The 21,517-nt window shown below is 63.8% G+C and carries 19 protein-coding genes; 8 read left to right on the top strand and 11 right to left on the bottom strand.

Annotation, left to right across the window (positions count from 1 at the left end; genetic code table 11):
* Positions 1 to 48 precede the first annotated feature (48 nt).
* A complete protein-coding gene (moaC, locus tag AC0NIH_RS19720) occupies positions 49 to 531 on the top strand; it encodes a cyclic pyranopterin monophosphate synthase MoaC (protein ID WP_013895390.1) in 483 nt (160 codons plus the stop codon).
* On the top strand, positions 531 to 1,736 hold the full coding sequence (locus tag AC0NIH_RS19715) for a molybdopterin molybdotransferase MoeA (protein ID WP_473460314.1): 1,206 nt from the start codon (positions 531 to 533) through the stop codon (positions 1,734 to 1,736). Before moaC ends, AC0NIH_RS19715 begins: the two co-directional genes overlap by 1 nt.
* 45 nt (positions 1,737 to 1,781) lie before the next feature.
* Here the strand turns inward: AC0NIH_RS19715 and AC0NIH_RS19710 are convergent, their stop codons facing one another.
* Positions 1,782 to 2,612 carry an alpha/beta hydrolase gene (locus tag AC0NIH_RS19710; protein WP_473460316.1) on the bottom strand — a complete coding sequence of 277 codons (831 nt, stop codon included), beginning with the start codon at positions 2,610 to 2,612 and terminating at the stop codon, positions 1,782 to 1,784.
* Positions 2,613 to 2,919: 307 nt separating this feature from the next.
* On the opposite strand from AC0NIH_RS19710, the gene AC0NIH_RS19705 reads away from it, so the two are divergent.
* Positions 2,920 to 4,545 (top strand): AMP-binding protein, encoded by a 1,626-nt coding sequence (locus AC0NIH_RS19705; RefSeq protein WP_473460318.1) that lies wholly within the window; start codon positions 2,920 to 2,922, stop codon positions 4,543 to 4,545.
* The gene (gene kynA, locus AC0NIH_RS19700; protein WP_473460320.1) at positions 4,542 to 5,378 is read left to right on the top strand and encodes a tryptophan 2,3-dioxygenase; all 837 of its coding nucleotides are present in this window, start codon (positions 4,542 to 4,544) and stop codon (positions 5,376 to 5,378) included. Before AC0NIH_RS19705 ends, kynA begins: the two co-directional genes overlap by 4 nt.
* A gap of 4 nt (positions 5,379 to 5,382) precedes the next feature.
* Here the strand turns inward: kynA and kynU are convergent, their stop codons facing one another.
* From kynU to AC0NIH_RS19680, 4 genes are read right to left on the bottom strand one after another with little or no spacing between them, the layout of a single operon-like run.
* Positions 5,383 to 6,630 carry a kynureninase gene (gene kynU / locus AC0NIH_RS19695; protein ID WP_473460322.1) on the bottom strand — a complete coding sequence of 416 codons (1,248 nt, stop codon included), beginning with the start codon at positions 6,628 to 6,630 and terminating at the stop codon, positions 5,383 to 5,385.
* A gap of 18 nt (positions 6,631 to 6,648) precedes the next feature.
* Positions 6,649 to 7,572 carry an ABC transporter permease gene (locus AC0NIH_RS19690; RefSeq protein ID WP_473460323.1) on the bottom strand — a complete coding sequence of 308 codons (924 nt, stop codon included), beginning with the start codon at positions 7,570 to 7,572 and terminating at the stop codon, positions 6,649 to 6,651.
* Between the two features lie 5 nt (positions 7,573 to 7,577).
* Positions 7,578 to 8,357: an ABC transporter ATP-binding protein gene (locus AC0NIH_RS19685; protein ID WP_023777423.1), complete on the bottom strand. Its 780-nt coding sequence runs from the start codon at positions 8,355 to 8,357 to the stop codon at positions 7,578 to 7,580.
* A gap of 58 nt (positions 8,358 to 8,415) precedes the next feature.
* The gene (locus AC0NIH_RS19680; RefSeq protein ID WP_352690252.1) at positions 8,416 to 9,402 is read right to left on the bottom strand and encodes an ABC transporter substrate-binding protein; all 987 of its coding nucleotides are present in this window, start codon (positions 9,400 to 9,402) and stop codon (positions 8,416 to 8,418) included.
* Between the two features lie 126 nt (positions 9,403 to 9,528).
* On the opposite strand from AC0NIH_RS19680, the gene AC0NIH_RS19675 reads away from it, so the two are divergent.
* Together AC0NIH_RS19675 and lexA are read left to right on the top strand one after the other, a co-directional pair.
* The gene (locus AC0NIH_RS19675) at positions 9,529 to 10,326 is read left to right on the top strand and encodes a GntR family transcriptional regulator (protein ID WP_473460326.1); all 798 of its coding nucleotides are present in this window, start codon (positions 9,529 to 9,531) and stop codon (positions 10,324 to 10,326) included.
* Between the two features lie 426 nt (positions 10,327 to 10,752).
* Positions 10,753 to 11,505: a transcriptional repressor LexA gene (lexA, locus tag AC0NIH_RS19670; protein WP_013895379.1), complete on the top strand. Its 753-nt coding sequence runs from the start codon at positions 10,753 to 10,755 to the stop codon at positions 11,503 to 11,505.
* Here lexA and AC0NIH_RS19665 read toward each other — a convergent pair.
* A complete protein-coding gene (locus AC0NIH_RS19665; protein ID WP_473460330.1) occupies positions 11,499 to 13,952 on the bottom strand; it encodes a ComEC/Rec2 family competence protein in 2,454 nt (817 codons plus the stop codon). The genes lexA and AC0NIH_RS19665 overlap by 7 nt on opposite strands.
* A 101-nt stretch (positions 13,953 to 14,053) precedes the next feature.
* Here AC0NIH_RS19665 and gltX point away from each other — a divergent pair, with 101 nt between their 5' ends.
* Positions 14,054 to 15,478 (top strand): glutamate--tRNA ligase, encoded by a 1,425-nt coding sequence (gltX, locus tag AC0NIH_RS19660; protein ID WP_287273682.1) that lies wholly within the window; start codon positions 14,054 to 14,056, stop codon positions 15,476 to 15,478.
* Between the two features lie 185 nt (positions 15,479 to 15,663).
* Entirely contained in the window at positions 15,664 to 16,992 is a 1,329-nt protein-coding gene (gene gltA / locus AC0NIH_RS19655; protein WP_013895376.1) for a citrate synthase, read from the top strand.
* A gap of 52 nt (positions 16,993 to 17,044) precedes the next feature.
* Here gltA and lpxB read toward each other — a convergent pair whose 3' ends face one another.
* From lpxB to lpxD, 5 genes are read right to left on the bottom strand one after another with little or no spacing between them, the layout of a single operon-like run.
* Positions 17,045 to 18,229: a lipid-A-disaccharide synthase gene (gene lpxB, locus AC0NIH_RS19650; RefSeq protein ID WP_473460333.1), complete on the bottom strand. Its 1,185-nt coding sequence runs from the start codon at positions 18,227 to 18,229 to the stop codon at positions 17,045 to 17,047.
* Positions 18,219 to 19,121, bottom strand: a complete 903-nt coding sequence (locus AC0NIH_RS19645; RefSeq protein ID WP_473460335.1) for an LpxI family protein — start codon at positions 19,119 to 19,121, stop codon at positions 18,219 to 18,221. Before AC0NIH_RS19645 ends, lpxB begins: the two co-directional genes overlap by 11 nt.
* Positions 19,108 to 19,941: an acyl-ACP--UDP-N-acetylglucosamine O-acyltransferase gene (lpxA, locus tag AC0NIH_RS19640; RefSeq protein WP_473460337.1), complete on the bottom strand. Its 834-nt coding sequence runs from the start codon at positions 19,939 to 19,941 to the stop codon at positions 19,108 to 19,110. The genes AC0NIH_RS19645 and lpxA overlap by 14 nt, the downstream gene beginning before the upstream one ends.
* Before the next feature lie 13 nt (positions 19,942 to 19,954).
* Positions 19,955 to 20,422, bottom strand: coding sequence for a 3-hydroxyacyl-ACP dehydratase FabZ (gene fabZ, locus AC0NIH_RS19635; RefSeq protein ID WP_013895372.1), 468 nt, complete (start codon positions 20,420 to 20,422; stop codon positions 19,955 to 19,957).
* Positions 20,415 to 21,470 (bottom strand): UDP-3-O-(3-hydroxymyristoyl)glucosamine N-acyltransferase, encoded by a 1,056-nt coding sequence (gene lpxD / locus AC0NIH_RS19630; protein WP_473460339.1) that lies wholly within the window; start codon positions 21,468 to 21,470, stop codon positions 20,415 to 20,417. The genes fabZ and lpxD overlap by 8 nt, the downstream gene beginning before the upstream one ends.
* Positions 21,471 to 21,517: the final 47 nt, after the last annotated feature.

The raw sequence follows: 21,517 nt of genomic DNA, 5'->3' as shown, positions 1-21,517 counted from the left end.
TACTTTGTGCGTCCAAATGGACGCACGTCGCTCTATGGCAGTCTGACGATGGCGGCCGCCCTCACCCATCTCGGCGCGCAAGGCGAGGCCAACATGGTCGATGTCGGCGACAAGCAAGAGACGACCCGCACCGCGATCGCCGAGGGTTTCGTCTCGATGCAGCCCGAAACGCTGAAGACCATCCTCGCTGGCAACGCCAAGAAGGGTGACGTGCTCGGCACCGCGCGTATCGCCGGCATCATGGCGGCGAAGAGGACGCATGAGCTTGTTCCGCTCTGCCATCCGCTGCTCTTGACCAAGGTTTCCGTCGACATCGAGCCGGACCATGCCCTGCCTGGGCTGAAAGTCACCGCTCTGGCGCGCGTCACCGGCAAGACAGGCGTCGAGATGGAAGCGCTGACCGCCGCTTCCGTGGCCTGCTTGACCATTTACGACATGGCGAAAGCCGTCGATCGCGCCATGGTCATTTCCGGCATCAGGCTGGTCGAAAAGACCGGCGGCAAGTCCGGCGACTACAAGGTGGGCGCCTGATGGCGCTGCTTCCGGTCGCCGAGGCGCTCGAGCGCCTGCTGGACGGCGCAGCGCCCTTGGCCGGCGAGAGCGTTTCTCTTTTCGAGGCGATCGATCGCGTGCTGGCGGAGCCGGTCGTGGCGCTTCGCACCCAGCCGCCTTTCAACGCCTCGGCCATGGACGGTTATGCGGTGCGCGCCGCCGACATGGCCCCGGTGCCATCGAAATTCTCGGTGATCGGCATGGCGCCGGCGGGGCGCGGCTTTGACGGTACGGTCGGCAAGCGCCAGGCGGTACGCATCTTCACCGGCGCGCCGCTGCCTGATGGCGCCGACACCATCGTCATCCAGGAAAATGTCCGCGATCTCGGCGGCGGCGATATCGAAGTCATCGAACCCACTGCGGAGGGACGCAACATCCGCCGCGTCGGCCTCGACTTCTCGACAGGCGATGTGCTGCTGGAAAGAGGCCGGGTGCTGGATCCGGCGGCGCTTTCCCTGACCGCATCGGCCAATCATCCCCGGGTGAGCGTGGTGAAGAGGCCGCTGGTCGCCATCATTGCCACCGGGGACGAGTTGCTGGCGCCCGGCAGCGAGCTCGGGCCGGACCAGATCATCTCGTCCAACGCCTATGGCGTCGCCGCGGCGGCGCAATCAGTCGGCGCCCGCGCGCTCGATCTCGGCATTGCCGCCGACCGCAAGGACGCAATCGCGGCATTGGTCAGGAAAGCTGTCGCCGCTGGCGCCGATGTCATCGTCACGCTGGGTGGCGCCTCGGTCGGCGACCACGATTTGACCCATGACGTACTGACCGGCGAAGGCATGACGCTCGGTTTCTGGAAGATCGCCATGCGCCCCGGCAAGCCACTGATGTTCGGCCGGCTCGGCGACATCAGATGCATCGGCCTGCCCGGCAACCCGGTGGCAAGCCTGGTCTGTTCGCAATTGTTCCTGAAGCCGCTTCTGGCAAGGCTTGGCGGCCGCGATCATCGCCAGGACATCCGCCAGGCCCGGCTGGGCGCCGCAATGGCCGCCAATGATCTGCGCCAGGATTATGTGCGGGCGGTGGTCAGGGAAGACGACAGCGGGCTGGTGGCAACCCCATTCAGCATCCAGGATTCTTCGATGCTGCGGATGCTGGCCGACGCCAACGGGCTTGTCGTGCGCGCCCCCTTCGCCCCCGCATGCACTGCCGGTGACACCTGCAACGTGCTGATGCTACGCTGAAGAATAGCCATATAAGCTGCTGATATAGGTCCAAAAAGATCTCGGCTATTCCGAGATCAAGAGCCGCGTCAGCGGATGCGCCGGATCGGCAAGCCCATCGACGATATCGAAATGATGCCGATCTGGTTCGACCACGGCGCTGGTCGTGGCGCCAAGGCCGGTCCAGATGTTGGCCAGCAACGCATTCTGGCGCAGGAATTCGGAACGCTCGCCGCCGCCGGCCCAGCAGGTGATGCGAGCGCCATCCATGGGCCGCAGCAGCGCCGGGCTTTCAGTCAGCGCCTCGCGCTCGTCGATTGCCAGCGCCTCGTTCATGCCGGTACGCATCAGCGGACGCAAATCATGCAGGCCCGAAATCGAAACGACATGGCGTACGCGCCTTGCCACATCGGCGGCCAGCGGCATGGTCGTGGTCACCATTCGGGTGGCAAGATGGCCGCCGGCCGAATGGCCGGTCAGCATCAGCGGTCCTTCGACCATAGCCGCTGCCTTGCCGATCGCCGCGCCGATCTCGCTGACGATGCCGGCGATGCGTATGTCCGGGCACAGCGTGTAGGACGGCATCGCCACGGCGAAGCCGCTGCTGACCGCGCCCTTGGCGAGGTGCGACCAGCCGCTCTTTTCGGACTCCAGCCAGTAACCGCCATGGATGAACACCACGAGCCCCCTGGGAGCGGCATCGGGCAGGAAAAGATCGAACCGGTTGCGCGGTCTATCGCCATAGGCGATATCGAACCTTGCGCGACCCTGCGCCGACAGCGCATCACGAAACGCTTGCGCCGGCTTCGCCCACGCGGCGGGCCACCGGTCGCTACCGGCGATATTCGCGCCGTTGGCGTAGGCATTGTTCCAATCGGCAATGCGATGTTCGATCATCGGCACCCTCCCCCGAAGCGGCATCGTTTCAGCGCTAGCAATGGCGGCCACCATGCCACGCGTCAATGCTCCAGCGCAAAACATTTTAGGCTTGAAACAAATTTCGACTGGTGCGATCCTGCCTCCGGAACAGTCGGCAAAATGGGAGGTCTGCTGTGCTGCCCATCTGCGGATGTTCATCCTTTCTGGATGGCATGATCGAGCAATCGGCGGCACGAAACCTCCACGAAAGACAGGAACGACAGATTAACCGCCTTCGGCCTCATGCCTCGCGCATTGGCCAGGCAGCACATAGGATAGCGGCGAGATGCTGGGGCCTTCAGCGCATATCGACACGTTCACGCGCGATCACCTGCCGCCGCCGGAACAATGGCCCGATATCCTGCTCGACGGTTTTGATTATCCTGAACACCTCAATGCCGGTGTCGAACTGACCGACAGGCTGGTGCAGAAGGGACTTGGTGACCACACCGCCCTGATCGGCAACGGCCGCCGCCGCACCTACAAGGAGCTGTCCGACTGGACGAACAGGCTCGCCCATGCGCTGGTCGAGAATTATGGCGTCAAGCCGGGCAATCGGGTGCTGATCCGCTCCGCCAACAACCCTGCAATGGTCGCCTGCTGGCTGGCCGCCACAAAGGTCGGCGCCGTGGTCGTCAACACCATGCCGATGCTGCGCGCCGGCGAGCTCTCCAAGATCGTCGACAAGGCCGAGGTCACCACCGCGCTCTGCGACACCAGGCTGATGGACGAGATGACCGCCTGCGCCAAGGACAGCGCGTTCCTGAAACAGGTCATCGGCTTCGACGGCACCGCCAACCATGATGCCGAGCTCGATCGCGCCGCGCTCGACAAGCCGGTGACCTTCACCGCCGTCAACACCGGCCGCGACGATGTCGCCCTGCTCGGCTTCACCTCGGGCACGACAGGCGTGCCGAAGGCGACGATGCATTTCCACCGCGATCTCCTGATCATCGCCGACGCCTATGCCCGCGAAATCCTGCAGGTGACGCCGGACGATATTTTTGTCGGCTCGCCGCCACTCGCCTTCACCTTCGGCCTTGGCGGGCTTGCCATCTTTCCCCTGCGCTTCGGCGCGGCGGCGACGCTGCTGGAGCAGGCGACGCCGCCCAACATGATCCACATCATCGAAACCTACAAAGCGACTATCTCCTTCACCGCGCCGACTGCCTACCGCGCGATGCTGAAGGCCATGGACGAAGGGGCGGACCTGTCGTCGCTGCGTGTCGCCGTGTCGGCCGGCGAGACATTGCCGGCTCCGGTCTTCGAGGAGTGGACGAAGAAGACCGGCAAGCCGATCCTCGACGGCATCGGCGCCACCGAAATGCTGCACATCTTCATCTCCAACCGCTTCGACGACATGAAGCCTGCATCGACCGGCAAACCGGTCGGCGGCTACGAGGCCCGCATCGTCGACGACGAGATGCGTGAAGTGCCGCGCGGCGCGACCGGACGGCTTGCGGTACGTGGACCGACCGGCTGCCGCTACATGGCCGATGACAGGCAGAAGGACTATGTCCGCGACGGCTGGAACCTTACCGGCGATACGTTCACCCAGGACGAAGACGGTTTCTTCCATTTCGCCGCCCGCTCCGACGACATGATCGTCAGCGCCGGCTACAACATCGCCGGACCGGAGGTCGAGGCGGCGCTGTTGTCGCATCCCGATGTCGCCGAATGCGCTGTCATTGGCGCCGGCGATGCCGAGCGCGGCCAGATCGTCGAGGCGCATGTCGTGCTGGTGCAAGGCGTGGCGCCGGACGCGTTGACCGTCAAGCGCCTGCAGGACCACGTCAAGGCCACCATCGCACCTTACAAATACCCGCGATCGGTGAAATTCATCACCGCGCTGCCCAAGACCCAGACCGGGAAGATCCAGCGCTTCCGGCTGCGCACGGAGACCGTCAATTGAGCGAGCCCTACGATCCAGCGTCCGAAGGCGCCCAGATGTCGTTCAAGGAACGCATGTCCTACAGCGACTATCTGCAACTGGAGAAAGTGCTGGAGGCGCAGACGCCGCTGTCGTCGGCGCATGACGAGATGCTGTTCATCATCCAGCACCAGACATCCGAGCTCTGGATGAAGCTCGCTTTGCACGAAATCGGTGCCGCGATCCGTTCCATCCGTGCCGACCGGCTCGAGCCCAGCTTCAAAATGCTGTCGCGCGTCGCACGCATCTTCGAGCAGTTGAACAATGCCTGGGACGTGCTGCGCACGATGACACCCAGCGAATACACCGAGTTCCGCGATGCGCTCGGCCAGTCCTCGGGCTTCCAGTCCTGGCAATATCGCGCCATCGAGTTCATGGCCGGCAACCGCAACCTTGCAATGCTCGGGCCCCACAAGCACCGTCCGGACCTCAGCGGCAAGCTGGAGGCGATCCTGGCGGAACCGTCACTCTATGACGAAGCGTTGCTGCTTCTGGCGCGTAACGGTTTCGACATCGGCGCCGACGCCGGGCGGACCGACTGGCGCGAAACCCGGACCGAGAATGAGGCGGTCCTGGTCGCATGGCAGACCGTCTATCGCGACCCGCAGCGCTACTGGATGTTTTACGAACTGGCCGAAAAGCTGGTCGATTTCGAAGACTATTTCCGCCGCTGGCGCTTCAACCATGTCACCACGGTCGAGCGCATCATCGGCCTGAAACGCGGCACCGGCGGCACGTCGGGCGCCTCCTATCTCAAGAAGATGCTGGAGGTCGTGCTGTTCCCGGAACTCTGGACGGTCCGCACCCGGCTCTAGTTTCTCAAGTCACCGCCGTCTTGACCGCAAATCGCGCATCTTTCCAAGCTTCAGAGCGCAAGATGTCCTCCAGCACTTCGACCGCCTGCCAGACGTCTCTGTAGCCGACATAGAGCGGCGTGAAGCCGAAGCGGATAGTCGACGGCGCGCGGAAGTCTCCGATCACGCCGCGCTCGATCAAGGCCCGCATCACCTGGTAGCCATGCGGATGCATGAAGGAAATCTGGCTGCCGCGCTGATTGCCGTCCCGCGGGCTCTCCAGTTCGAGGCCATAGGCACCGCATCTTGCTTCGACGAGCTGGATGAAAAGATCGGTCAGCGCAATGCTCTTCGTGCGCACCGCTGTCATGTCGACATCGTCCCAGATATCCAGCGCCCCTTTCAGCGCCCGCATCGAAAGCACGGGCTGCGTGCCGCACAGGAAGCGCCGGATGCCGCTGCCGGCGGCAAAACCCTGTTCGAAGGCAAACGGCCGCGCATGGCCCCACCAGCCGCTCAGCGGCTGGTGGACATCGCCGTGATGACGCTTTGCGGCATAGATGAAGGCCGGAGCGCCCGGACCGCCATTGAGATATTTGTAGGTGCAGCCGATGGCGAAATCGGCATTGGCGCTGTCGAGCTCGACCGGCAAGGCGCCGGCGGTGTGGCAGAGATCCCAGACGATCAGCGCGCCGGCTTGATGGGCCTTACGTGTCAGCGCGGCCATGTCACGCAACTGGCCGGATTTGTAATTGACGTGGTTGACCAGGATGACCGCGACGCGCTCATCGATCAGCTCTTCGATATCAGGCGCATCGACGCCTTCGAGCCGCAGCACGGTACCCGGCCGAGTCGAGGCGACGCCTTCGGCCATATAGAGATCGGTCGGAAAGCTGTCGCCCTCGGCGACGATGACTGACCGGTCCGGCCGCATGCCGAGTGCGGCATGCAGCACCTTGTAGATGTTGATCGAAGTCGTGTCGCAGACCACCGTCTGGCCCGGGGCGGCGCCAATCAGCCGGCCGAGCTGGTCGCCAAGCGCGACCGGCATGTCGAACCAGCCCGCGGTGTTCCAAGCACGAATGAGGTCCTGCGCCCACTCTTGCGTCGCGGCCTTCTGCAGCTCGTTGAAAACCGCAGGCGCCGCTGCTCCCAGCGAATTGCCGTCGAGGTAGATCACACCCTCCGGCAATGTGAACCGGTCGCGCATGGCGCGTAGCGGATCCGCCGCATCCATGGCTTCGACGGCCTTGAGGTCGAGCGTTGCGTTCATGATTGGTGATGTCCTCGATTATTCACGAATGGCTTCGCGAGCCGGCGCGGGTCCCCGGCTGCGCTTGAGGCTTGGCAGAGCAAGCATGGCGAGCACGAACAGGCCCGTGGCAAGCTTCAAATCGGGAGGCGGCATGCCGGCGGCAAGGCAGAACGACACCAGTTGGTAGTAGATGATCGCGCCGGCAAAGGGCGCCAGCAGCTGGCGCCAGACCGTCTGCTTGCCGACAACCGCCTCGCCGATCATCAGCGCGGCCAGTCCGTTGATGAGGATGCCCAGCCCCATATTGACGTCGGCGAAACCCTGCGACTGCACCATCAGCGCGCCGCTTGACGCCGAAAACGCGCTCGCCAGCCCGACGCCGCCGATGGTCGCCGCCCAGACATTGATGCCTTGCGCCTCGGCCATATCAGGATTGGCGCCCACGGCGCGCACCGCGGTCCCTTTCTCGGTCCTGAAGAACATGTAGAGCGCCACGAAGACGACGAGCGCCAGAAGACCGGCAACGACGATCTTGCTGGCCGGAAAACCCGGCCGCGCGAACGGTACCCAGTCGAACACCGCGGGCGAACCGAAGACGGAGAGATTGGACTTCCCCATGATGCGAAGATTGATGCTGTAGAGCATCGTCATCATCAGGATACCGGCAAGCAGCGTGTGGATACGGAAGCGCAGATGGATGAAGGCGGTGCAGCAGCCCGCCGCGAAACCCACGATGAATGCGACCAGGATGCCGGTCACCGGCGCTGCTCCGGCAGCCAAAAGCACGCCGCAGACGCAGCCGCCCAGCGGAAACGCGCCTTCGCTGGTGAGATCGGGAAAATTCAGCATGCGAAACGGGATCATGATGCCGAGCACGACAAAGGCCAGGATCAGGCTTTGCGCCAGGGTGACCGGCATGATCGCGATGAAGCTGGAGAGAACTTCCTCAATAAAGCCCATGGGGATCAGCTCGCCAACAACATGCGGTCGGTCTTGACGGAAAAATGGCCGATCAGATCGATAACCGTGACCCTAGCCTTTTCCTCGCCGGTGACTTCCAGCAGGACCCGGCCCGCGTCGAGCATGATCACCCGGCTGCCATAGTCGACGGCGTGCTGCATGTTGTGGGTCACCATCAGTGTGGTCAGCTTCAGCGCGCTGACGGCGCGCACCGTCGCCTGCATGACGATCTCGGCCGTACGCGGGTCGAGCGCCGCGGTATGTTCGTCGAGCAGTAATAAATCAGGTGATCCGCCGACCGCCATGATCAGCGACAGGGACTGCCTCTGTCCGCCCGAGAGCAGGTCCACGCGCGTGTCGAGGCGATTTTCAAGACCGAGGCCCAATATCGACAGCCGCTCCTTGTAGGAGGCGAGCCGTGTGGCGTTCAGCCCTTGCCGCAAGGTGCGCTTGTGGCTGCGCAGATCGGCAAGCAGCATGTTCTCCGCCACCGTCATGCTGGCGGCGGTGCCGCGCATCGGATCCTGGAAGACCCGCGCCAATTTGGCGGCGCGCTTGTGCACCGGCATGTTTGTCACATCGGCGCCGTTGATCAGGATCTTGCCGGAATCGAGGATCAGAGCTCCGGAAATGGCGTTGAGCATGCTGCTCTTGCCGGCTCCGTTGGAGCCGATGACGATGCCGAACTCGCCAGTCGCCAATGACAGGCTGAGGCTGTCCAGCGCGATCTTTTCGTCGGCCTGGCCCCTGTAGAATACTTTGCGCGCGGATCGGATCTCGAGCATCGTTCCTCCCTGACCTGAAGGGTGACGGCGCCCCCGCCGTCACCCTTCAGTCCCGATATCAGTCGACGATGCAGCCGCAATCGGCCATCGAAGCCGGTATCTCGATGCCGAACGCGGCCATCGCCTTGCGGGAAATCGTTGCCATGTGATCCGTGTAGGCCGGGCGCGATGGCGCGATCGTTTTCGGATCCTTGCCCTTGAGGATCTCGGCGGCGATGTTGCCGGCGTTGACGCCGACCTGCGTGTAATTGACCGCGAAGCTTGCCGGTACGGTGCCGTTGCGGACCGCGCTGTCATCGGAGTTGACGACCGGGATGCCGGCCTGGCGAGCGGCCGCGGAGACGGCGGCGATCGCCGGCTGGATCAGGTTCGAAGCCGGGCCGTAGATGACGTCGGCCTTGCCGGCGAGCGAGGCGATGCGCTGCTGGATGTCATTGACGTTGTCGATGCCGACCTCCACGACCTCGAAACCGGCCGCGGGCGCCGCCGCCTTGATCTTTTCGACCAGGGCAACGTCATTGGCCTCGCCTGGATTGTACGGCACGCCGAAGCGCTTGGCGTTCGGCAACAGCTTCTTGGTGAAGGCCATTACGGCGGCGACATCCTGCAGGTCGCTGGCGCCGGTCATGCCTTCGTCTCCCGCGTCCCACGACGGTACCAGCTTGGCCGCCACCGGATCGGTGACCGCGGCAAAGACGATCGGAATGCCGGAGCCCGCGAGTGCCTTCTTGGCGATCTGCGAGACCGGCGTGGTGATGGTGTAGATCAGCTTGGGCTGCTCGGCCTGCAGCTTGGCGATCATCTGCGGCACCAGCGATGCATCGAAATTAGTATGGCTCTCCGTGTAGACGACGTCCTTGCCCTCGACGAAGCCATTGTCCGTCAGCGCCTTCTTGAAGCCGGCTATGGCGGCGTTCAATTGCGGATGCTCGCCGAAATTGGCGATGCCGATACGGATCTGATCGGCCGCGGCGCTGCCGGCGCTGACCATCAATGCACCGGCCAGGGCCAATCCCGACAGCCAAGCGGACTTCGACTTCAACATCATTTCCTCCCAGATTTGATCAGCGCCGCTTCGGGGCACCTCCAGCGATCATGGTCAGTCCATCGGCGCATGTCAAACATTATATATAATTCTTGCCATCACTCGCCATCATATATAATTTCTCCAATGGCAGAGAACGAATGGATCGCGATGCAGGACCAGAAGAACTCCACCAAGACGGAAGCTGCTTACCAGCTTCTGCGGCGCGATATCCTCACCACCCGTCTCATGCCGGGCGCCCCGCTCAAGCTCAGCGCCCTGCGCGGCACCTATGGAGTTGGCTGGACGCCGCTGCGCGAAGCGTTGTCGCGCCTCGAAGCCGAACGCCTGGTCACCGCCATCAGCAATCGCGGCTTTGCGGTCGCCCCCGTGTCCCGCGCCGAACTTGAGGATCTGGCGCGCGCGAGGATGGTCGTCGAGATACCGCTCTTCCAGGAATCGATGGAGAACGGCGGCCGGAAATGGGAAGACGCGGTTGTCACCGCGCACTACCGGCTCGCCCGCTGCAAGACCGCGGTGGACGATCCCTCGGATGCCGCCGTCGACCAGTGGGACGAGAACCACGAGGCTTTTCACGCGGCGCTGCTGAGTGCCGCGACGTCCAGCTGGCTGTTGCGGTTTCGCTCGACGATCTCGGACCAGCTGCGCCGGCATCATCGCTTTCTTGGGCTGGCGCCGACATTGCGAGCCGCGGCCGGCCTCAAGGATGGCTACGAAGAGGCCATGAACGCGCTGCGCGGGGCGATGGCGATCGAGCACCACACGGCGATCATGGAAGCCGCCCTGGACCTCGACGTCGAGCGGGCAAAAGCGCTGATGACGGCCCACATCGGCTATACGCTGCACGTCTATGTCCACAGCGAGGACGGCGACGCGAACAAGGACGTCGCGCGCGCCGGCAGCTTGAAAGCGGTTGCCGGATGATTCGGCACCTCCTCATCGTCCGACGCTCGACGAGATTGCAGAAGCCGCGATCGGTACCTGCTTCCAAACCGGCGATTGTTGGCGTTTTGATTTCGTTTCGTTCACGGCAGGCAAGCCGATCGCAGGCGCGAAAATCGGCCTCGCCAGGGTCTGCCGTCGGCTGATGCCGAGCCATGTCGCAAGACTGGCCGCAGGCTATTAACCAAGACATTTCAATGCGGGCGACGGGCGGCAACGGGCGAAAATCCCCGATTTCCGGCCTGTCCGGCCCTGCAAATGATTACGGCCCTCTTACCAAATTCACTAAACTTTAAACGGTTGCAGAACACAACTGGAACAGATAGTGTTTGTTCTGGGTTTGTTTTTTCGATTCTGGATCAGAACCATTCTGGATCAAAACCTTGTCCAGATGCCTTGGGGGCCGCCATGCTGACACGCAAGCAACATGAACTCTTGATGTTCATTCATGAACGGCTCAAGGAAAGCGGTATTCCGCCCTCCTTCGACGAGATGAAAGAGGCGCTCGACCTCGCCTCCAAATCAGGGATCCATCGCTTGATCACGGCGCTGGAGGAACGCGGCTTCATTCGCCGGCTGCCCAACCGGGCGCGTGCGCTGGAAGTGCTGCGGCTGCCCGATTCGATCGCGCCGGGCCTCAACGCGGCGAAGAAATTCTCTCCAAGTGTCATCCAGGGAAGTCTCGGCCAAGGCGGTCTCGGTCAGGGCAGCCTCGGCCGCCAGATCAAGCCGGCACCGTCGCGCTTTGCCGCTGCCGGCAACGACGACGATGCGGTTCCAGCGGTGTCCATCCCGGTCATGGGTCGCATCGCTGCCGGTGTGCCCATCGATGCCATCCAGCATCAGACGCATACCATCTCGGTGCCGCCGGACATGATCATGGGCGGCGAGCACTATGCGCTGGAGGTCAAGGGCGACTCGATGATCGAGGCCGGCATCTTCGATGGCGACACGGTCATTATCCGCAACGCCGATACGGCGAGCCCGGGCGAGATCGTCGTGGCCTTGGTCGACGAGGAGGAAGCGACCCTGAAGCGGTTCCGCCGCAAGGGTGCCTCGATTGCGCTTGAAGCCGCCAATCCGGCCTACGAGACGCGCATCTTCGGGCCGGACAGGGTCAAGGTGCAGGGCAAGCTCGTCGGGCTGATCAGGCGCTACTGAGCCGGCACGGCACTTGGCTTGTCAGGTTTGCGATAGGGCTGCAGGCCCCTCGCCTCGCGCGAAAATTTTCGCTGCGCGTGCCAGGGCCGATACGGGCTGTCCACCGCGAAGCTGATGGTTGGCGGACCGGTGGCCGATTGGCGGTCGAAGAAGATGGCCGCGCTGCCCTTGCGGGCGAGCTGCCGTTTGGTGACGACGAGAACCAGCGGATTGTGGCAGGCGTCGTAGGCCGTTGCGTCATTGACGATGATCAGGTCGGCGAAGCCACAGGCCTTCCAGGTATCCTTGCGGTCTTCGACATGCGCTATGATCGCACCGGACGGGTGCCTGGCGAGACAGACACCGTCGGTGCAATAGAACGGCGCTCCCGGCGGCAGGCTGACGGCATCGGCAATATCGAATTGTCCATCCGCCTTGTCGAACATCTCCGGCAGGATAATGGTTTCGGATCTCAGCGCGCGTTTCCAGTTGTCGACGGTGAATTCGTTCGGCCGGGCCCGGCTGACCGCGAGTTCGCCACCGCCGATCGGCAGCGCGACCAGCCGCGCGTCTTCCGAGACCAGCACATCCGGCGTGCGCGTGTCGGACACCACCAGCAAGCCGGCGAGCGCGAATGGAAGCGCTGCAAGCCGCAGCCACGTCGTCGCCATCGTCGCGATGACCAGGGCAATTGCCACCAGCAGAACGGATTGCTGTGAGATGAGCCCGACCGCATCGACCGGAGAGCGTTCCGATATCCACGCCGAAATGGCGATCATCGCGGTCAGGCCCTTGCCCATCAAGTAAAGGGATGGCGCATCCAGGCCGAACGGCATCAGCAGCGCGCTGGCAACGGCCAGGAACATCACGACTGAGACGATCGGCATGACGGCCAGATTGGCGAACAGGCTGAGCGGCGACACCCGCTGGAAATGCCAGATGGCAAACAGCGCCGTGGCGCTGCCGGCGATGATGGAGGTCATGGCCAATCCGCCTGTCGCCAGCAGGAATTTTCGCGTCAGGAAGCCGGGCAAGGAGCGCTTCGGCGGCGGTGGCCTCGTTTTTCCCGCCCGGTGATCCGCCCAGCCGGCATAGGCGCCAACCAGGGCCGCGGTCGCGGCGAACGACATCTGGAAGCTCGGTCCGACCACCTCATGCGGGGAAACCAGGATGACGGCGATCGCCGAGATCGCCAGATTGCGCATGGTCAGCGCCGCGCGATCGAACAGGACGGCAATCAGCATCACCGCCAGCATGATGAAGCTGCGCTCGGCGGCGACGACGACGCCGGAGATGACGAGATAGGCGGCGATCGACAACAGTGCGGCCGCGGCCGCGTATTTCTTCACCGGCCGGCGCGCGGAAAAGTCCGGGAACAGCGCGAAGGCGCCGCGCAGGAGCCCCATGATGGTGCCGGCGACCAGCGCCATGTGCAGTCCCGATATGGAGATGATGTGATAGATGCCGGTGCGCCGCATCGCTTCGTTGATTTCGTCGGGGATGCCGGCGCGCACGCCGACGATCAACGCCGCCGCGATCTCGCCTTCTGCGCCGCCGACGCTGCCCCTGATATGGTCGGCAATGGCTTCGCGGGCGTTCTGTATCGCTGATGAAAGGCGGGCCGACAGCGGCATGCCAGCGTCGTCGGCTGCAACGACTTTTGGATTGCCGAGAAAGAACCCGCTGCCACCGATGCCGGCGAAATAGCTGTCGAAGGAGAAATCATAGCTGTCCGGCCGCACCGGACCGGTCGGCGGCAACAGCTTGGCATAGCCGGTAATAAGGGAGCCGGCGGTCATTTCCGGCGGTATCTTGCGTGCCGAAAGCCGGACCCTTTCCGGCGCGTAGCGCAGTTTCGGCCGGGCGGTCGACGTCACGTCGATGGTAAGCCGGATGCGGCCGGTCTCCATCTCTTCGATCGAGACCACGCGGCCGCTCAGTTGCGTCGAGATTTCCGAGCCCAGCATCTGGGTTCCCGTGCGCCACGTCTCGACCTTGGCGGCGAGCAAGCCAAGCGCGCACAGCAATGCCGCCGTCAGGAACAGATGGGTTTTCGGCCACGAGCGCGAGACAATCGCCAGGAAGCCCATGAGGGCCACCACCGCGACAGGTCTGGCAAAATCCGGTTCGGCCGCCAGCGAAAAATAGCCGATCGCGCCGATTGCAAGGCAAACCGGCACCAGCAGGAAGCCCATGCCGCGGTCAAGCTCCAGCTCCGCCGCCGCAGTGATGCCGTTGCGCAGGCGCGGCAATGACAGCCGGCCGAGTTGCCGGCGCACACGCACGATCCTGCCGGCCGGCGACGGAATTGGCGCGGGGATATCCGGTGCGGGCTGGTTGCCGGAACCCGGCACGAGAGGCGATTGCGTCGGCAGCGAGGCCGGCAGCGGCATCGCAAACAGGGACCGCTCGCTGACGCCAACAATGGCGTCCTCGCCCTGATCCGAGCCCCGGCTTCGTCCAGCCATTGGGTCTGCCCCTTGCACCCCTGACGCCCTATGCTACATGAACGCGCGACGCGCGAAAGTCCGCGCACCCACACCCGCCCCAGACGCTTCCCGAGAGTTCCATGTCCGACAAGGTCGTCACCCGTTTTGCCCCCTCGCCCACCGGCTACCTGCACATAGGCGGCGCGCGCACGGCGCTGTTCAACTGGCTGTACGCAAAGCACACCGCCGGCACGATGCTGCTGCGCATCGAGGACACCGATCGCGAGCGTTCGACCGAGGCGGCGACGGCGGCGATCCTGGACGGCCTCACCTGGCTCGGTCTGAGCTGGGATGGCGAGGCGGTTTCGCAGTTCGAGCGCGCGCCGCGCCACCGCGAGGTGGCCGAGGAGCTGGTGCGCCTGGGCAAGGCCTATTACAGCTACGAGACTCCCGCCGAGCTCGAGGCGATGCGCGAGGCGGCGCGCGCCAAGGGCCTGCCGCCGCGCTACAACGGCCAGTGGCGCGATCGTGATCCGTCCGAGGCACCGCCCGGCGTCAAGGGCGCCATCCGTGTCAAGGCGCCGACCGAGGGCGAGACCGTGGTGCACGACCGCGTGCAGGGCGAGGTGCGCTTCCCCAACAAGGATCTCGACGACTTCATCATCCTGCGCTCCGACGGCAACCCGACCTACATGCATGCCGTCGTCGTTGACGACCACGACATGGGCATCACCCACATCATCCGTGGCGACGACCACCTGACCAATGCCGCCCGCCAGACCGTGATCTACAACGCCATGGGTTGGGATGTGCCGTCGATGTCGCACATCCCGCTGATCCATGGCGCCGATGGTGCCAAGCTGTCGAAGCGGCACGGCGCGCTTGGCGTCGAAGCCTACCGCGCCATGGGCTACCTGCCAGAGGCACTGCTCAACTATCTGGCGCGCCTGGGCTGGAGCCATGGCGACGACGAGATCATGTCGATCAAGGACATGGTGTCCTGGTTCGACATAGGCGACGTCAACAAGGGCGCGGCCCGTTTCGATTTCGCCAAGCTGGAGGCGATCAACGGCGCCCATATGCGCCGCATGGCCGATGCCGAACTCTTGGACATCTTCATCGCCACCTTGCCCTACCTCGAGGGTGGCCCGGCGATGGCCGCGCGCCTCGACGACCGCAACAAGGCGCAACTGCTGGCAGCGCTTCCCGGCTTGAAGGAGCGCGCCAAGACGCTGGTCGAGCTCGTCGACGGCGCCGCCTTCCTGTTTGCCACGCGGCCGCTGCCGATCGACGACAAGGCGGCACTCCTGCTCAACGACGATGCCCGCAAGATCCTGCGCGGCGCTCACGAAGCTTTGAACGCGCTGTCGGGCGACTGGACGGCCGCGGCCGCGGAGGCCGCGATCCGCGACTACGCGCTGGCCGGTGGCCACAAGCTTGGCGCCGTGGCGCAGCCTCTGCGGGCCGCCCTGACTGGCAAAAGCACCTCGCCAGGCGTGTTCGATGTGCTTGCCGTGCTGGGGCGCGAGGAGAGCCTGGCGCGCATAGCCGATCAAATCGATTAGGAGCAAACTGGCCCAAGAAGATTGGCATTGAAAGGCGGGTTTCGCAGTGCAACATTAGGCCCTGGCCCAATCTGGCACGCACCCTCCTGAAATGCGGTGGCGAATACGCGCATTGCGGTGATTTCGACGTGTCGCTCTGCAGAAATTTGCCTTCGCCGGCATGAGGAAACGAGAAGGAGTTTGCAATGACCGAAGCTGCGACAAAACTGGAATTTGGCGGCAAGACCCAAGAGGCCACGGCAAAGCTGGAATTCGGCGGCAAGACTCATGAGTTCAAGGTGCGAAGCGGTTCCGTCGGGCCCGACGTCATCGACATCGCTTCGCTCTACAGCACCACCGGTGCCTTCACCTACGATCCGGGCTTCACCTCGACGGCGAGCTGCGAGTCGGAGATCACCTTCATCGATGGCGATGCCGGCATTCTCCTGCACCGCGGCTATCCGATCGACCAGTTGGCCGAACACGGCGATTTCCTCGAAGTCTGCTATCTCCTGCTCTACGGCGAACTGCCGACCAAGGCGCAGAAGGACGATTTCGATTACCGCGTAACGCGCCACACCATGGTGCACGAGCAGATGTCGCGCTTCTTCACCGGCTTCCGCCGCGATGCGCACCCGATGGCGGTGATGTGCGGTGTGGTCGGCGCGCTGTCGGCCTTCTATCACGATTCCACCGACATCTCCGACCCGTACCAGCGCATGGTTGCCTCCATGCGGCTGATCGCCAAGATGCCGACGATCGCGGCCATGGCCTACAAGTACCACATCGGCCAGCCCTTCATTTACCCGAAGAACGATCTCGGTTTCGCGGCCAACTTCCTGCATATGTGCTTCGCCGTGCCGTGCGAGGAATACAAGATCAACCCGGTGCTGGCACGCGCCATGGAGCGCATCTTCATCCTGCATGCCGATCACGAGCAGAACGCCTCGACCTCGACCGTTCGCCTCGCCGGCTCTTCGGGCGCCAACCCGTTCGCCTGCATCGCCGCCGGCATCGCTTGCCTGTGGGGTCCGGCCCATGGCGGCGCCAACGAAGCGGCGCTCAACATGCTGGGCGAGATCGGCCATGTCGATCACATCCCGGAATTCATCGCCCGCGCCAAGGACAAGGACGATCCGTTCCGGCTGATGGGCTTCGGCCACCGCGTCTACAAGAACTACGATCCGCGCGCCAAGATCATGCAGAAGACGGCGCATGAGGTTCTGGGCGAACTCGGCATCAAGGACGATCCGCTGCTCGACATCGCCATGGAGCTGGAAAAGATCGCGCTGACCGATTCCTACTTCATCGAGAAGAAGCTCTACCCGAACGTCGACTTCTACTCCGGCATCACGCTGAAGGCGCTGGGCTTCCCCACCACCATGTTCACCGTGCTGTTCGCTGTCGCCCGCACCGTCGGCTGGATCGCGCAGTGGAAGGAAATGATCGAGGATCCGCGCCAGAAGATCGGCCGTCCGCGCCAGCTCTACACCGGTGCACCGGAGCGCGACTACGTGCCGATCGCGAAAAGGTAGGGAATAGAATAGGGAATAGGCAGTAGGGAATAAGATGCCTGCTGCCTACTGCCTACAGCCTACTGCCTACTGCCTTCTTCATGCACCCCATCACCACCTCCGCGGCGATCTCGCCTGAAGGCTTGTCCGTGGCCATGCGCCTGACAACTTCAGCAAAGCCGTCCTTTTGCCAGCTACGGTAGGCGGTGTCCGAAAACAGCGCCTCTAGCTGCCGCGCCAGATAGCGTGGCCGCACATACTGGTTGTAGTGCTCCGGCACGATCGCCTGGTCGGCGATGAGATTGGGCAAGGCGGCACTCCACACCCTGACCAGGCCCTGGACCATGCGCATCACCGGATCGAGCCGGTAACACGAGATCGTCGGCACGCCCGACAACGCGAGTTCCAGCGACACCGTTCCAGACGCGATCAGCGCGGCATCGGCCTTGCCGAAGGCCTGCCATTTGCGCTCGGGATCGAGAATGATTTCCGGCTCCTGGTCCCAGCGCGCCACCGAGGCCCTGACCAGGTCGGCGACATGCGGCACTGTCGGCAACAGCAGACGCAGTTGATGTCCGCGTTGCCGCAGGATCGAGACCGTCTCGCCGAACGGTTCGATCAGCCGGCTCACCTCACCGCGCCGCGAACCGGGCAAGACGAGCAGCGTCTTGATGCGATCTCCCGAGAGGTCGCGCGGCTGGGTTTGCGCTCTCGCAGCGCTGAGTACGCCCGGATCATGCGCAAGGCGATGTCCGACATAGGTGCCCTGCGGGCCGCCGAGGCGGCTGAGCTCCTTCACCTCGAACGGCAGGATGCACAATATGTGGTCGACATAGGGCTTCATCGCCGGCGCCCTGCCCGGTCGCCACGCCCAGACGCTTGGACAGACATAATGGACGATCGGGATAGATGGATCGGCGGCGCGGACCTTTTTGGCGACGCGCAGCGAGAAATCAGGGCTGTCGATGGTGATCAGGCAGTCGGGGGTTTCAGCAGCGACCGCGCCCGCCGTCTGGCTGATCCGCCGCATCAGGCGCGGCAGGTCACGCAGAATGGCGCTGAGCCCCATCAGTGCGATCTCGGCACCATCGAACAACGGCACCAGCCCAAGCGCCTGCAGATGCCGTCCGCCAATGCCGACGAGCCGTACCTCGCGTCCGGTCATGCGTTTCAACGCCTGCACGATGTCGGCGCCCAACAAGTCGCCGGACTCTTCGCCGGCGACGATGGCGATCTTCAGCGGCTTCTCAGCTGCCATGGCCAGGCTCCGCGGCCGGCAGGCCGAACACGAACAGGCCAAGCGCATTGGCGCGCGCGAGAACGACGGGACCTTCGAGGATCAGCGAATGGCCGGCTTCCACGGCAATGCCGGCAAGCCCGGCGGCGTGTGCCGCCTCGACCGTACGGGGGCCAATGGATGGCAGATCGGCACGCAACTCCTGGCCGGGCTTGGCGCATTTGACCAGGACACCGCGGGTTTTGCCGGCAAGCCTGCCATGGCCACGCAGATGCTGCGTCCGCTCGAGCAGTCCGTGGGTGCCCTCGACGCCTTCCAAAGCGATGGCGCGGCCACCGATGGCAATAGCCGCCTGACCAATGTCGAGCGCGCCGATGGCCTTTGCCGCCGTGCGTGCCGCCTCGATATCGCGCCAGTCGGACTTTCTCGGCACTGCCTTGGTCAGAGGCCCTTCGGCAGCGACAAGCCGCGGTACGACCTCATGCGCACCGACGACCTTAACGCCGCGCGCCTCCAGGCCGCGGGTCAATATCTTCAACAGCCCGTCATCGCCGCGCGCAAGCGCCATGGCGACCGAGGGTATCAGCGCCAGCAAGCCAAGGCTCGGCCGCATGTCGACCAGCCGCGGCCTGCGCCTAATCTCGCCGGCAAGGACCAGATGGGTGATCCGCCGGCGCCTCAGCAACGCAGCCAGCGAGCCGATGTCTTCCAGCGCGAGGCTTTCATGCTCGTAGATTGTGAGGTCGGACTGACGGTCGGCCTGACCGTCGACCAGGATGATGATGGGCGGATGTCCGGCCTCTGCCAGGCCGGCCGCCACTTCGACCGGAAGGCTGCCGCCGCCGGCGATGATGCCGACCTTGGCATCAGACGGGAGATCAAGAGCAGTTCCCGCCGTCTCAGTCTTCATCATCGGTGTCGTCGCCATCGCCGCCCTTGAGCGACGGCACGGCATAGTGCCGCTTGCCGCGAGTGGTGATGAAATCGATGATCTTCATGGCGGTCGGGGAAGAGGCGAACTCCGCCTTGGCGAATTCGATGTTCTCGCCGACGGTGCGGGAGCGATCGAAGATCGTCCTGTAAGCCCTGCGCAGCAGATAGATTTCGGAACGCGGCAGGCCGGCACGCTTGAGGCCGATGATGTTCAAGCCGCGCAAGCTGGCGCGGTTGCCGACGGCAATGGCATAGGGAATGACGTCACCCACAAAAGCCGAGCACCCGCCAAGAAAGGCGTTGTCGCCAACACGCACGAATTGATGCACGGCGCTGAGGCCGCCAATATAGACATTGTCGCCGATCTCGCAGTGTCCGCCCAGCGTAGCGCCATTGGCGAAGGTGGCGTTCTTGCCGACGACGCAATCATGGGCGATGTGGGCGTAAGCAAGGAAATTGCCGTTGTCGCCGACCGTCGTTTCGCCACGGCTGGTGTCCGTGCCGACATGCATGGTCACGCCTTCGCGGATGGTGCAGTTGGCGCCGATGACCAGGGTGGTGCGGCCGCCCTTGTGCTTGGTGTTCTGCGGCGGCGCACCCAATGTCGCCATCGGATAGACCTTGGTAGACGCTCCGATAGTGGTCGCGCCCATCACCGAGACATGGCTGACCAGTTCGACACCGTCGCCGATCACGGCATCGGCGCTGACATGGCAGAACGGCCCTATGCGCACACCTTGGCCGATTTGAGCGCCTTCTTCCACAACGGAAGAAGGATGGATTGAAGTCTTGATTTGCATAGGCACTCGATCGTCAGTCGCCGGTGACCATCATGGCTGAAATCTCGGCCTCGGCCGCCTTGGTACCGTCGACCAGGGCTTCGCAGGCGAATTTGAGCAGGTTGCCGCGCTTCTTGATTTTCTTGACATGGATCTTCAACTGGTCGCCGGGAACGACCGGTTTGCGGAATTTGGCATTGTCGATGGTGAGGAAATAGACCAGCGACGGCTTCGATGCTCCAAGGCTGCGGATACAGATGGCGCCGGCCGTCTGCGCCATGGCCTCGACGATCAGCACGCCCGGCATCACCGGCTGGTCGGGGAAATGCCCCTGAAAATGTGGCTCGTTTATGGTCACGTTCTTGATGCCGATGGCGGAGTTGTCGCCATCGATCTCGACGATGCGATCGATCATCAGGAAGGGATAGCGGTGCGGCAGGAGCTTCATCAGCCCCATTATGTCGACCGCTTCCAGCGTCGTCGCCGCCACCATGTCAGCCATTGTCCTTGCCCTGCTTGCGTGCCCTGGCCATCGTGCGCAACATGGCTATCTCTCGCATGGCTTCCGCCATCGGCTGTGCCGGATAACCGCCCCAGATCTCGCCGGCAGGAACATTGCTCATAAATCCACTTCTGGCGGCAAGCTTGGCTCCCGTGCCGATGGTCAGGTGATCCGCCAGCCCGACGCCGCCGCCCATCGTGACATTGTCACCCACGACCACGGAACCGGAAATACCGGAAAGCCCGGCCACTATGCAATTGCGGCCGATGCGGACGTTATGAGCGATCTGTACGAGATTGTCGATCTTGGTGCCCTGGCCGATGATCGTATCGGACATGGCGCCGCGATCGACGGTGGAATTGGAGCCGATCTCGACATCGTCCTGGATGACGACCCGTCCGATCTGTGGAACGCGTTCCGGCCCCTTGGCGCCGCCGACGAATCCAAAGCCGTCCTGGCCGATCCTGGCGCCGCCATGGATGATGACCCGATTGCCGATCAGCGCATACTGGATACTGGTGCCCGGCCCGACATAACCGTCACGGCCGATCTGGCAGGACTGTCCAATGACGGCGTTGGGCGCGATGACGGTGCCGCTGCCGATCGAGACGCCCGGCCCGATGACCACGCCGGCCTCGATGATCGCGCCGGCTTCGACATGGGCGGTCGGGTCGACATGAGCGTGCGGCGAAATACCGGTTTCACTGGTCATTGGCCCCGGCGTCGCGGCTGTCGGGAACAGCAGTCGGCCGACCAGCGCGAATGCCTGTTGCGGACGCGGGTGGATCAGGACAGCGACGCCCTCCGGCGCCTTGTTGGCGAATTCGGCCGGGCACAGGACGGCCGCGGCCCGCAGCGACGGCATCAGCGCTGAATTACGCTTGCCGTCGACGAAGACGAGCGCATTGGCGCCGCCCTCGCTGGCCGGAGCCAGAGCAGAGATAGAAACGTCGGATTGGCCGGAATCGACAAGCACCGAGCCGGTCAGATTCGCGACTTCGGCCGCCGTATACCGGCGTGATGGCGCGAAGAACACCGGATCGGTCATTCCAGAAGCTATATCCAGCTAGGTCGGAACATTTCTCCCGGATTCAG

Source organism: Mesorhizobium sp. WSM1386 (genome assembly GCF_055901595.1).
This window is presented reverse-complemented; position numbering and strand designations above follow the sequence as displayed.

What these genes read in the sequence shown, in the direction of transcription:
- gltX (WP_287273682.1), top strand. Translation starts at nt 14,054, where the DNA reads ATGTCCGACAAGGTCGTCACCCGTTTTGCCCCCTCGCCCACCGGCTAC.
- AC0NIH_RS19680 (WP_352690252.1), bottom strand. Translation starts at nt 9,402, where the DNA reads ATGTTGAAGTCGAAGTCCGCTTGGCTGTCGGGATTGGCCCTGGCCGGT.
- AC0NIH_RS19675 (WP_473460326.1), top strand. Translation starts at nt 9,529, where the DNA reads ATGGCAGAGAACGAATGGATCGCGATGCAGGACCAGAAGAACTCCACC.
- lpxB (WP_473460333.1), bottom strand. Translation starts at nt 18,229, where the DNA reads ATGGCAGCTGAGAAGCCGCTGAAGATCGCCATCGTCGCCGGCGAAGAG.
- lpxD (WP_473460339.1), bottom strand. Translation starts at nt 21,470, where the DNA reads ATGACCGATCCGGTGTTCTTCGCGCCATCACGCCGGTATACGGCGGCC.
- AC0NIH_RS19685 (WP_023777423.1), bottom strand. Translation starts at nt 8,357, where the DNA reads ATGCTCGAGATCCGATCCGCGCGCAAAGTATTCTACAGGGGCCAGGCC.
- gltA (WP_013895376.1), top strand. Translation starts at nt 15,664, where the DNA reads ATGACCGAAGCTGCGACAAAACTGGAATTTGGCGGCAAGACCCAAGAG.
- AC0NIH_RS19710 (WP_473460316.1), bottom strand. Translation starts at nt 2,612, where the DNA reads ATGATCGAACATCGCATTGCCGATTGGAACAATGCCTACGCCAACGGC.
- AC0NIH_RS19645 (WP_473460335.1), bottom strand. Translation starts at nt 19,121, where the DNA reads ATGATGAAGACTGAGACGGCGGGAACTGCTCTTGATCTCCCGTCTGAT.
- AC0NIH_RS19705 (WP_473460318.1), top strand. Translation starts at nt 2,920, where the DNA reads ATGCTGGGGCCTTCAGCGCATATCGACACGTTCACGCGCGATCACCTG.
- kynU (WP_473460322.1), bottom strand. Translation starts at nt 6,630, where the DNA reads ATGAACGCAACGCTCGACCTCAAGGCCGTCGAAGCCATGGATGCGGCG.
- moaC (WP_013895390.1), top strand. Translation starts at nt 49, where the DNA reads ATGGCGGCCGCCCTCACCCATCTCGGCGCGCAAGGCGAGGCCAACATG.
- lexA (WP_013895379.1), top strand. Translation starts at nt 10,753, where the DNA reads ATGCTGACACGCAAGCAACATGAACTCTTGATGTTCATTCATGAACGG.
- AC0NIH_RS19690 (WP_473460323.1), bottom strand. Translation starts at nt 7,572, where the DNA reads ATGGGCTTTATTGAGGAAGTTCTCTCCAGCTTCATCGCGATCATGCCG.
- AC0NIH_RS19715 (WP_473460314.1), top strand. Translation starts at nt 531, where the DNA reads ATGGCGCTGCTTCCGGTCGCCGAGGCGCTCGAGCGCCTGCTGGACGGC.
- fabZ (WP_013895372.1), bottom strand. Translation starts at nt 20,422, where the DNA reads ATGGCTGACATGGTGGCGGCGACGACGCTGGAAGCGGTCGACATAATG.
- lpxA (WP_473460337.1), bottom strand. Translation starts at nt 19,941, where the DNA reads ATGCAAATCAAGACTTCAATCCATCCTTCTTCCGTTGTGGAAGAAGGC.
- AC0NIH_RS19665 (WP_473460330.1), bottom strand. Translation starts at nt 13,952, where the DNA reads ATGGCTGGACGAAGCCGGGGCTCGGATCAGGGCGAGGACGCCATTGTT.